This is a genomic window from Arthrobacter sp. UYEF21 (assembly GCF_040546085.1).
Taxonomy (GTDB): Bacteria; Actinomycetota; Actinomycetes; order Actinomycetales; family Micrococcaceae; genus Arthrobacter.
On record NZ_JBEPNF010000008.1, the window covers coordinates 19,577 to 30,309 of the forward strand.

A 10,733-nucleotide genomic window follows, 5' to 3' on the forward strand; every position below is an offset into this window, starting at 1 on the left:
ACGGGCGGCCGCTCCAACTGGGTAGCAGCACATGTCGTTATGAGCGCTCAAAACGACATCTGCTGCTACCTACTTGGGGAGGGTAGCTAGCGCTGGCCGTGCCCCTTCGCGTGGCCTTTGCCCAGGCCCAGTCCCTTCCCGTGGCCTTTCCCGAGCCCCATCCCGTTCCGGAGGCCGGTTCCGGCGCCTTCAACGATCTGGCGGGCGGCGACGTCGTTGCCGCTCTTCACGCCGGAGACGCGGACCGACTCCCCCGTGGCGATTTCCCCGATGGCGGCCTCTACGGGCCCGAGCCGTTTGCCGTCGTTGCTCTTTGCCGGTGCGCCGTCCGCAGCAGGGGCAGGGAACTTCACGATCTTAGTGTCAGCGTTGACCGCGTAGCTCTGCGAAAAGCCGTCCTCGCTCTTCACGGTGACAGAGGTTCCAGTGACGGATTCCACCGTGCCCTGCTGGGTCAGGTGCGTTTCGAACGTCCCGTCCGCCTTCTTGACCACACTCTCGCTGTGCAGATGCTGTGGACGCTGGGCTTTGTCCGCCTTGTCTTTGTCCGCTTTGCCCGATTGGCCCGATTGGCCCGGGGCAGAATCCGACGGAGACGGCGAGGCAGACGGCGTGTCGGTGGCGGACCAGGCGATCGCGGTGCCCGCGCCGGTCAGCGCCAGCGCCACCACGCCGGCCAGTATTGCCTTGCGCAGCCTCAGCGGCTCCCGAACTGACATGACCAGACCTCCCACGGCACGCGCAGGGCACCGGCGCCCTGGACCCTCAGTGTAGAACCGGGGCGCCGTGCTGAACACGGGTACTTTGCAGCGGCAGTAAACGAGTACTTAAACGCCAAACTGGGTCGCAGTTAACGTCGTCAAAAGGGGTTTTCGCGACATTAACTGCGACCCAGTTGGGTTAGGCCGTGGGGTTTAGCCTTCGACGCCGAGGCGCTCCAGGATCAGCTCGCGGACGCGGGCCGCGTCGGCCTGCCCGCGGGTGGCTTTCATGACCCCGCCCACGATCGCGCCGATGGCCTGGACCTTGCCGCCGCGGATCTTGTCCGCGACGTCGGGCTGCGCGGCCAGGGCGGCGTCGATGGCTTCCAGCAGGGGGCCATCGTCGGAGACCACGGCGAGGCCGCGCTGTTCCACGATCTCCGCCGGGGTGCCTTCGCCGGCGAGCACGCCGTCCAGGACTTCGGCCGCCATCTTGTTGTTGATCTTGCCGGCTTCCACCATTTTGTTCAGTTCCACAATGGTTTCCGGCTTGACGCCCAGCTGGCCGGGGTCCACGTCGGCGTTCTTGGCGCGGCCCACGATCTCGCCCATCCACCACTTGCGGGCCACGGTGGCCGTGGCGCCAGCGGCAATGGTTTCCTCGATCTCGTCCATGACACCGGCGTTGACCACGTCGCGGAATTCGAGGTCCGAATAGCCCCAGTCGGCCTGCAGTCGCTTGCGGCGCTCGGCCGGCGGCTCGGGCAGGGTGGCACGCAGTTCCTCCACCCATTCGCGGGAAGCGACGATCGGCACCAGGTCCGGCTCCGGGAAGTAGCGGTAGTCGTCCGCGTCGGACTTTGCCCGGCCCGACGTTGTCGTACGGGTGTCCTCGTGCCAGTGGCGCGTTTCCTGGATGACCGGCTCGCCGGAGTCCAGGACGGCAGCGTGCCTGCGGATCTCATAGTTGACGGCGTGTTCGACGGCTCGCAGCGAGTTCACGTTCTTGGTCTCGGAACGGATGCCGAAGCGTTCGCGGCCGTGCGGTCGGAGCGAGACGTTGGCGTCGCAGCGCACGTTGCCGCGTTCCATCTTCGCGTCGGACACGCCAAGGTTCTTGACGATCTCCCGAACAGCGGCCACATACGCCTTGGCCAGCTCGGGAGCGCGGGAACCGGCCCCTTCGATGGGCTTGGTGACGATTTCCACCAGCGGCACGCCGGAACGGTTGTAGTCCACCAGCGAGAAGTCGGCACCCTGGATGCGGCCGGCAGACCCGCCCATATGTGTCAGCTTGCCGGCGTCCTCTTCCATGTGGGCACGCTCGATCTCGACCCGGAAGATGGTGCCGTCCGAGAGTTCGATGTCCAGGTAGCCGTCGTACGCGATCGGGTCTTCATACTGTGACGTCTGGAAGTTCTTGGGGGTGTCCGGGTAAAAGTACTGCTTCCGGGCAAACGTGCAGGACTCGGCGATCTTGCAGTTGAGCGCCAGGCCGATCTTGATCGAGGACTCGATGGCTGTCTTGTTCACCACCGGCAGCACGCCCGGCATGCCGAGGTCCACCTCGTTGACGTTGGTGTTCGGCTCATCGCCAAAAACGTTGGGCGCGGAGGAGAACATCTTGGTCCTGGTGTTGAGTTCCACGTGGACCTCGAACCCCAGGACGGGATCGTACTTCTCCATGGCCTCTTCGAAGCTCAGGGTTGCGTCGGTGCTCACTATTTTGCCTCCTGGGTTTCGATCATCGGTAATTGAGCCTGCCGAAATCCAACACGCTCAACCAGCGAAGGCGCCTGGGCCAGCAGCGGGCCACCCCATTTGGCTTCGAGGAGGGATTCCAGGACAGCGCCCACCCGGTAGAGGCGGGCGTCCTGGCGAGCCGGGGCCAGGAGCTGGATGCCGACGGGCAGGCCGTCCTCGTCCGCAAGGCCGCCCGGCAGGGTCAGGCCCGGGACGCCGGCCAGGTTGGCGGGGATGGTGGCGACGTCATTGAGGTACATGGCCAGCGGGTCGTTGAGCTTCTCGCCCAGTTTGAACGCCGTAGTGGGGGCCGTGGGCGAGATCAGCACATCGGCCTGTGCGAACGCGGCGTCGAAGTCGCGCTGGACCAGCGTGCGCACCTTTTGTGCCGAGCCGTAGTAGGCGTCGTAGTAGCCGGCGCTCAGGGCGTAGGTGCCAAGGATGATGCGGCGCTTGACTTCGTCGCCGAAGCCGGCGGCGCGGGTAGCTGCCATCACGCGTTCGATGGTCAGGGGCCCGTCCTCGGGCAGGACGCGCAGGCCGTAGCGGACGCCGTCGAACTTTGCCAGGTTGGAGGAGGCCTCCGACGGCATGATCAGGTAGTAGGCGCCGAGGGCGTACTGGAAGTTGGGGCAGGAGACCTCAACGATTTCCGCGCCCGCTTCCTTGAGCAGTTCCAGGGAGTCGTTGAAACGGTTTTCGACGCCGGCCTGGTAGCCCTCGCCGTGGAGTTCCTTGATGATGCCGATGCGCAGGCCCTCTACGTTGCCCACGCGGGCAGCGGCCACCAGGTCTTCCAGCGGGTCCGGCAGGGAGGTGGAATCGAACGGATCGTGCCCGCCGATGACCTGGTGCAGGAGCGCCGAGTCCAGCACGGTCCGGGAGACCGGGCCGATCTGGTCCAGGGAGGAGGCCATGGCGATGGCGCCGTAGCGGGAGACGCTGCCGTAGGTGGGCTTGACGCCCACGGTGCCGGTGACGGCGCCGGGCTGGCGGATGGACCCGCCGGTGTCCGTGCCGAGAGCAAGCGGCGCTTCGAACGCGGCGACGGCGGCTGCCGAGCCACCGCCGGAACCGCCCGGGATCCGGTCCAGGTCCCAGGGGTTGCGCGTGGGGCCGTATGCGGAGTGCTCCGTGGATGAACCCATGGCGAACTCGTCCAGGTTGGTTTTGCCCAGGATGGGCATTTTGGCGGCGCGGAGCCGTTTGACCACGGTGGCGTCATAGGGGCTGTGCCAGCCCTCGAGGATTTTAGACCCTGCCGTGGTGGGCTGGCCGATGGTGACGATGAGGTCCTTGACCGCAATGGGCACGCCGGCGAGTTCGTGGAGTTCCTCAGCTGCGGCGCCGCCGGCGGCGCGGATGGCGTCCACTTCGGCGGCGACGGCGAGGGCCTCTTCCGTGTTGACGTGCAGGAACGCGTGCACGCCGCGTTCGCCGCCGTCGACCGCTGCGATCCGGTTAAGGAACGCCTGGGTGACCTCGACGGAGGTGACCTCGCCGGCGCGAAGCTTCGCCGCCAGCTGGGCGGCGGAGAGGCGGATGAGTTCGTTGTTGTCAGTCATGGTTATGCCTCATCCAGGATTGCCGGGACCTTGAAACGGTTCTCATCAGAATCCGGAGCTCCCGAGAGTGCCTGCTCCGCGGTGAGCGTGTGGCCCACAACGTCCTCGCGGAACACGTTGGTCAGCGGGATCGGGTGGGAGGTTGCCGGGACGTCATCACCGGCGGCTTCACTCACGGACTTCACTGACTCAACGATGACGGCGAGTTCGCCGGCCATCCTGTCCAGCTCTTCAGCACTCATCTCGATGTGAGCGAGCTGCGCGAGGTGCGCAACGTCGTCACGGTTGATCGCAGCCATGGATCTCCCCTGCAAGTTCGGATTGTTTTCCGAACCAGTCTAGTGGGGAAACGTCAGTGCCCGTCTGACGACCCCCAGCGGGCGTCAGACGGGCACCTCGGTGCCGTGGTCCCGGTCACGTGGACCGGCCACAGGCAGCATAAGACTAACCGATACCGATGGCTCCGGTCAGCATTCCCACTGCCAACATGACGAGGGCGACCACAGCGGCGCGCCACAGGACCTTCTTATGATGGTGGCCAGGTCCACTTTGGCCAGGGGGGACCAGGAGCAGGATGGCGGGAACCAGCGGGCTCTGCATGTGGAACGGCTGTCCGGTGATCAAGGCGCGGGCCATCTCGGCGCTGCTGACGCCGTAGTGCGCAGCGGTCTCGCCCAGGACCGGCAGCACGCCGGAGTAGAAGGCGTCGTTGCTCATGGAGAACGGCATGGGGATGCTGAGTACACCGGTGATGACGGCCAGAAACGGGCCCATGTCCGACGGGATGATCTGGACCAGCCACGCCGACGTGGCCTCGACCATGCCGGTGCCCTTCGGGACGCCGGGGAGGACGGCCGCGGCCATGACCATTGCACGACGACGGCGGGACGCTGCTCATCGTCGTCGCCGACTCCGGCGACGGGCTGGCCCCGGGACGGACACCGAGGCCTTCTTCGCCGATGACTTTAACTACACCGCCGCAGCCAGGCGGTGCTGGTCTGGAGGGGGTGGCCTGGACGGGGGTGGCCTGGACGGGGGTGGCCTGGACGGGGAGGTAGCCACCCTGGTAGGGGTTTCCCGGGCCACGGCCCGGCGATACCTGTCCTCGCTGGCCGATGACGGCGCCGTCGACATCCAACTCCGATACGGGACCACCGGCCGCCCTGAAGACCGCTACGGGCGGCCAACTTCCTAACAAACCGTCGGCGGGCCAAGAGCGCCTTTAGGACACGCCAGACGGGGACAGGTATCTGGAAGCGTGCGTCTAAGCGAGGAACGTGCGAGCACGCGGAGGATGCGTGTCCCCGCGTAGCGTGCCTGCTAGCTGACGCTCTTCTGGGCGACGAGCTCGATCTCCACCAGCATTTTCGGGTCCAGGAACGGCAGGACGTGCACCAGCGACAAGGTGGGGCGGATGTCGCCGAAGACCTCGCCGTGGGCGCGGCCGGCTTCTTCCCACTTGCTGATATCCGTCAGGTACAGCTTGGACTGCACTACGTCGTCGAAGCTGAAACCGGCGTCGGCCAGGACAGTGCCAAGCTTCTGGAGGATGAACTGGGTCTGGGTATAGAAGTCCTCGCCCACGATGCCGTCTTCACCGCTGGCGGCAGTCGCCGAAATGTAGAGGGTATTGTCCACCTGGACGGCCCGGGAGTAGCCGAGGGACTGTTCCCAAACAGAGCCCGTGCCGAATGTTTTGCGCATAGTGGGCCTTTCAGTGCTGGAATGAGTCGGCACCACTTTATGGCTGCTGGACGTCGAGCCGGTAAACCATCAGCTTTATGTCGGTGCCCGGGATCAGCCAGTCGCGTTCCCTGACCCGCCGGAAGCCGGTCTTCCGGTACAGGCCATGGGCGCTCTCCCACGTCTTGCCGGTCGTCAGAGCCACTCCGTTTATCCCGTCCAGCGATCTTGCGTGCGCGATGATGGCTTCCACCATGGCCTGCCCTGCCCCGCTGCGCTGCACGGCAGGGTCCACCACCAGCATCCGGAATTCCACCTCATCATCGAGCGCTATGTCGGCGTACTGTTCGCCCGCGAGCGCCAGCGTCACAGAACCCACCACCTGCCCGTTGCGCTCGGCAACCCAGATTGTGGCCTTCGAAGCACGCGCAGCGACGTCCTGGATCTGCTGCATGTACGGGTGGTCCGCACTGTCGAAGTACCCCGCTGCGAGGTAGGAGTCCCGGGTAATCCTGGCGATGGCGTTAAAGTCTGCCTCAACGGCGGGTCTGATGGTTATTGACTGCTGCACCTGACAATGCTAGTTCCGCTGCAGGGTTACAGCGGAAACTTTCCCGAAAGCTCCAGGGTTGCAGCGCAGGTCCAGGCCGCCAGCCTGTCCGCATCGGTGGGGCCGCCGTCGAGGGGACTGTCCAGGCGGGGACGCCGCACCCAGCAGCCCGCTTCCTCCGCGATGAGCGCACCGGCAGAGAAGTCATGTTCGTTGAGGCCCCGTTCGCCGTAGGCGTCGTGGGTTCCATCAGCTACCAGGCAGAGGTCCAGCGCGGCCGAACCCAACCGCCTGACGTCGGCGAATCCTTCCATCAGGTCGCCGAGCAGCGCGGCCTGTTCGGTGCGGATCGCGGGATCGTAGCTGAAACCGGTGGCCAGGATCTGGCCGGCGCGGCCCGCTACGGGGCCCTCCAGCCGTGTCAGCCGGCCGCGCTCTTCCAGCCAGGCGCCTTGGCCGCGGGCAGCGTAATAGGTGCGGCCCAGCGCCGGTGCGTTGACGACGCCGGCCAGCCAGACGCCGTCGGAATCCGCCACTGCCACGGAAGTGGCGTAGTAAACGATGTTCCGGATGAAGTTCGTGGTGCCGTCCAGCGGGTCGATGGACCAGCGGTAGCCGCTGGGGGAAGCCGGCCGGGTGGTCCCGTGTTCCTCCCCCGTAATGGTGTCCTGCGGCCGGGCAGCGGTGATGGCTTGCCGGACTGCATCTTCCGCAGCGACGTCAAAGGCGGTGACCCAGTCACCGGCGTCACCCTTGTTGCTGACGTCCAGGGCATCGCCATTGCGCGATGCCAGCACTTCAGCGCCCGCGGCCGCCGCCTGTTTGGCCACCTTCAGCAGTTCCGAGGTGATGTCCGGGTGATTCATTCGGTTGCACTCTCCGCATCATCAGCACCCGGAGCCGTGGCCGGACCGTTCGCCAGAAGCTCCCGGAAACCGTCCTCGTCCAGCACGGGAATTCCCAGCTGCTCGGCCTTATCGAGCTTGGTGCCCGCGTTCTCGCCGGCCACCACATAGCTCGTGTTTTTGGAGACCGAGCCCGCGGCTTTGCCACCCCGGATGAGGATAGCTTCCTTCGCCTCGTCCCTGCTGAACGTGGGCAGCGAGCCGGTGACCACAATGATCAGCCCCTCCAAGGTCCGTGGCGTGGACTCATCACGTTCGTCTTCCATCCGGACCCCGGCAGCAGCCCAGCGGTCGATGATTTCCAGGTGCCAGTCCTCGGCGAACCATTCCTTGAGCGCGGCAGCGATGGTGGGCCCAACGCCATCCACGTGGGCCAGGTCTTCCTCCGAGGCCTTCCGGATGTTCTCCATGCTGCCGAAGGCCGTGGCCAGGGCCCGTGACGCCCGGGGACCCACGTGCCGGATTGATAACGCCACCAGCACCCGCCACAGTGGCTGGGTCTTGGCTTTGGTCAGTTCGTTGAACAGCTTGGTGGTGGTTGCCGTGGGCTTGGACGGCGTCTTGGCGGTGGCTCGAGTCCAGAAGTATGGGACCAGATCCCACGTCCCGGTGCCCTCGCCCTTGACGCGCTTCTCCCGCCAGACCTTCACGTCTGCCAGCTTGTTCCGCAGTTCCTCCAGTCCCGAGTCCGCAGCCAGTTCAAACAGTTCGGACTCACTTCCCAGGATGCCGTCGCCGGCGGGTTCCACCCTTCCACAGTTGGTGGCCGGATCCACACCCGGACCAGAGGTCAAAGCGATGGCGGCTTCCCCGCCGAGGGCTTCGATATCGAACCCCCCGCGGCCGGCCAGGTGGAAGACCCGCTCCCGCAGCTGCGCTGGGCAGGACCGGGCATTGGGGCAGCGGATGTCCACGTCCCCCTCCTTGCCGGGAGCAAGCGGGGTTCCGCACGAGGGGCATTCAGTGGGCATCACAAAGTCCCGCACCGGCGGTTGCTGCTGGGCGCGCAGGGCCAGCACCGGGCCAACAATCTCGGGGATGACGTCGCCGGCCTTGCGCAGCACAACAATGTCGCCGATCTTCACGCCCTTGGCCTTGACGACGTCCTGGTTGTGCAGCGTGGCCATCCCCACCGTGGACCCGGCGACTTTCACTGGTTCCATCACGCCGAACGGGGTCACCCGGCCGGTCCGCCCCACGTTGACAGCGATGTCCAGCAGTTTGGTGTGCACTTCTTCCGGCGGGTATTTGTACGCCACAGCCCACCGCGGCACACGAGTGGTGTAGCCGAGGGCGCGCTGGGTGGCGAGCTCGTCAACCTTGACCACAATGCCGTCGATCTCGTGCATGAGGCTGTGCCGTTTGTCGCCGTACCGCTTGATGAACGCCAGCACTTCCGGGAGGCTCCCGAGGACCTCGAAGTAGGGGCTGACGGGCAGACCCCATTTTTCCAGCACGGCATAGGTCTGGGACTGGCTGAGGGTTTCCAGTCCGACACGCGCACCGATGCCATGGACGAACATGCGAAGCGGACGTTTTGCCGTCTCTGCGGGGTCCTTCTGCCGGAGGGAACCGGCGGCGGCGTTCCTGGGATTGGCAAGCGGCGCCTTGCCGGCCTCGATCAGTGCCTCATTGAATTCCGCGAATGCCTTGGACGGGATGAAGACCTCGCCCCGGACCTCCATCTCCGGCGGGAAGCCGCTGCCGGTCAGTTCCTGCGGGATTTCCTTGATGGTCAGCACATTATGCGTGATGTCTTCGCCGGTGGTTCCGTCACCCCTGGTCGCGGCCCGGACCAGTTTGCCGTCGCGGTACAACAGGTTCACTGCCAGGCCGTCGATCTTGAGTTCGGTGAGCCATGCGGGCCGGGCAGTGTCCCCCAGTTTGGCAATGCCGGCCTCGGCTTTGGTGAGCCACGCCTGCAGCTCCTCCAGGGAAAAGACGTCCTCGAGGCTGTACATGCGTTGCAGATGTTCGACGGCGGCGAACGCGGCTGAGACTTCGCCGCCCACTTCCTGTGTGGGCGAGTCATTGGCAACGAGTTCCGGGTGCAGGGCCTCGATCTCTTCCAGGCGCTGGAACAGTTCGTCGAATTCCGCGTCCGAGACCAGGGGTTCGTCCTCCTGGTAATACGCGAACCGGTATTTCCTGACGAGGTCGGCCAGGTTCTCGTATTCTTCGCGGACGGACCCCGAAGGGACGGCGTCCGGTTCAGTCAAGGCGTCATTACTGGCGGCTGTTTCCCCCGCGGGGCCCGGTGCTGTGCTCACAGACCTATCTTGCCCTACGCCCCCGACATCGTGCCCACACACGGGGTCGTCGCCCCCGATCGCTCGCTGATCAACCAAGACCCGGATGCCAGAGGGCCCGGGCACTTGTGGTGTCCGGGCCCTCAGTCAAGCGGGTCAGTCAAGCGGTGCTGGCTAGCGTGAAGCCTGGTCCTGCTCGTTGGCGTTCTTGGTGGCCTTCTGGCCGGCATCCTTCAGCGCCTGGATGACCTGGTTCAGCGCACTGGTGTGGGTGCCTGACCATTCGCTGCGGAAGTTCTTCGCGTCCGGGCCTTCCCAGGTGGTGCTGTCCAGAAGGCGGGACAGGTTGGACCTCTGCTGCTCGATCTCCGAAGCACCGGCCTGCAGCTTCGTGCCAAGAGTCCTGAGCTGCTCTACATCTGCGCCCCAAATCGCCATCAGTTTCTCCTCATGCGTCGTTGGATCCGATCCAGATCGGCATCCCCAGCGGCCCCCGGCTGATCCGGAAGATCCATTACCTGAAACCTATCCCGGCCCCGGAAACCCGTCGATGGGCACCGCTGCCCATGCCGGACAGCATTTCGGTGGTTTCAGCGTGCCGAACCTGGCGCCCGACAAACTCGATCACCAAAGGGCTCACCGTCGAGTCAATGCGACGCGAGGCGGTTCCGGCCCCACCAGGCGAACGCCAGGCCGGAGATTCCCACCAGCAGCACCCCCGCCACGATGGCCAGCAGCCCAGGACTTCCGAACAGCCCTGAGTCATCGTTCCGCGAAACGGCGGCTGCCTGGGTGTGCTTTGCCGATCTCGTGACTGGTTTATCCCAGTTCGACTCAGTGGACGGGCTCGCGGTAGTCGCTGATGGTTCCGCGGTGGTGGTGGCGGCGTCCGGCGTCGGTGTCTCCTCAAGTGCAGGAACCGTGGGCTCCGGGGCGACGGCGGGAACGGGAGCGGGTGCCGGCGCTGCTGGAATGGCGGGAAATGTGGGGGCCGGGGCGGGCGCTGAAGGCGGCGGGGAAGGAGTGTCCGGCGGCGGGACACTCGGCTTCCGCTTGCCCGGTTCGTCCGGCTGTGCGCTCCCGGACGGACAGTTCAGGATGCACAATCCCGGGGTCACGCCGCCGTCGTCTGCCCGAGCCGGGACCGCCGCCGACAGGCCAACGGTGAGCGCCAGCACCGCTGTGGCCACCGCAGAGGTGACGTGGCGGAGCACGGAAGAGGATCGGATCATGTTTGCCTTTACGGAGGGCGCGCGGCACCTTTCCGCGGCGAACTAGTGGTTCCCGTAGTCTCCTACAACGCGCCGCGGGCCCGCAAATCCTCGGTTTTACGGGCC

At 65.7% G+C, this 10,733-nt stretch carries 10 protein-coding genes and 2 pseudogenes; 1 reads left to right on the plus strand and 11 read right to left on the minus strand.

Features of this window, described 5'->3' with window-relative positions; all coding sequences use genetic code 11:
- Positions 1–86 precede the first annotated feature (86 nt).
- From ABIB27_RS10245 to ABIB27_RS10265, 5 genes and pseudogenes are all read right to left on the minus strand, one after another.
- Positions 87–719, minus strand: a complete 633-nt coding sequence (locus tag ABIB27_RS10245; RefSeq protein ID WP_354215234.1) for a hypothetical protein — start codon at positions 717–719, stop codon at positions 87–89.
- A 195-nt stretch (positions 720–914) separates the two neighbouring features.
- Positions 915–2,423 carry an Asp-tRNA(Asn)/Glu-tRNA(Gln) amidotransferase subunit GatB gene (gene gatB / locus ABIB27_RS10250; RefSeq protein ID WP_354215233.1) on the minus strand — a complete coding sequence of 503 codons (1,509 nt, stop codon included), beginning with the start codon at positions 2,421–2,423 and terminating at the stop codon, positions 915–917.
- On the minus strand, positions 2,423–4,009 hold the full coding sequence (gatA, locus tag ABIB27_RS10255) for an Asp-tRNA(Asn)/Glu-tRNA(Gln) amidotransferase subunit GatA (RefSeq protein WP_354215232.1): 1,587 nt from the start codon (positions 4,007–4,009) through the stop codon (positions 2,423–2,425). The genes gatB and gatA overlap by 1 nt, the downstream gene beginning before the upstream one ends.
- 2 nt (positions 4,010–4,011) lie before the next feature.
- Entirely contained in the window at positions 4,012–4,308 is a 297-nt protein-coding gene (gene gatC / locus ABIB27_RS10260) for an Asp-tRNA(Asn)/Glu-tRNA(Gln) amidotransferase subunit GatC (RefSeq protein ID WP_354215231.1), read from the minus strand.
- 145 nt (positions 4,309–4,453) lie between these two features.
- Positions 4,454–4,882 (minus strand): annotated as a pseudogene (locus ABIB27_RS10265) (citrate:proton symporter); the annotation flags it as partial.
- 178 nt (positions 4,883–5,060) lie between these two features.
- Here ABIB27_RS10265 and ABIB27_RS10270 point away from each other — a divergent pair.
- Positions 5,061–5,204, plus strand: a pseudogene (locus tag ABIB27_RS10270) (helix-turn-helix domain-containing protein); the annotation flags it as partial.
- A gap of 125 nt (positions 5,205–5,329) precedes the next feature.
- On the opposite strand, the gene ABIB27_RS10275 reads toward ABIB27_RS10270, so the two are convergent.
- The 6 genes from ABIB27_RS10275 to ABIB27_RS10300 form a co-directional block, all read right to left on the minus strand.
- Positions 5,330–5,713, minus strand: coding sequence for a RidA family protein (locus ABIB27_RS10275; protein WP_354215230.1), 384 nt, complete (start codon positions 5,711–5,713; stop codon positions 5,330–5,332).
- Between the two features lie 37 nt (positions 5,714–5,750).
- Positions 5,751–6,263, minus strand: a complete 513-nt coding sequence (locus ABIB27_RS10280) for a GNAT family N-acetyltransferase (RefSeq protein WP_354215229.1) — start codon at positions 6,261–6,263, stop codon at positions 5,751–5,753.
- Positions 6,264–6,289: 26 nt separating this feature from the next.
- On the minus strand, positions 6,290–7,108 hold the full coding sequence (locus ABIB27_RS10285) for an inositol monophosphatase family protein (protein ID WP_354215228.1): 819 nt from the start codon (positions 7,106–7,108) through the stop codon (positions 6,290–6,292).
- The gene (gene ligA, locus ABIB27_RS10290) at positions 7,105–9,417 is read right to left on the minus strand and encodes an NAD-dependent DNA ligase LigA (RefSeq protein ID WP_502909168.1); all 2,313 of its coding nucleotides are present in this window, start codon (positions 9,415–9,417) and stop codon (positions 7,105–7,107) included. Before ligA ends, ABIB27_RS10285 begins: the two co-directional genes overlap by 4 nt.
- Before the next feature lie 153 nt (positions 9,418–9,570).
- Positions 9,571–9,834 (minus strand): WXG100 family type VII secretion target, encoded by a 264-nt coding sequence (locus ABIB27_RS10295; protein ID WP_354215227.1) that lies wholly within the window; start codon positions 9,832–9,834, stop codon positions 9,571–9,573.
- 209 nt (positions 9,835–10,043) lie between these two features.
- Entirely contained in the window at positions 10,044–10,628 is a 585-nt protein-coding gene (locus ABIB27_RS10300; RefSeq protein ID WP_354215226.1) for a hypothetical protein, read from the minus strand.
- Positions 10,629–10,733 lie beyond the last annotated feature (105 nt).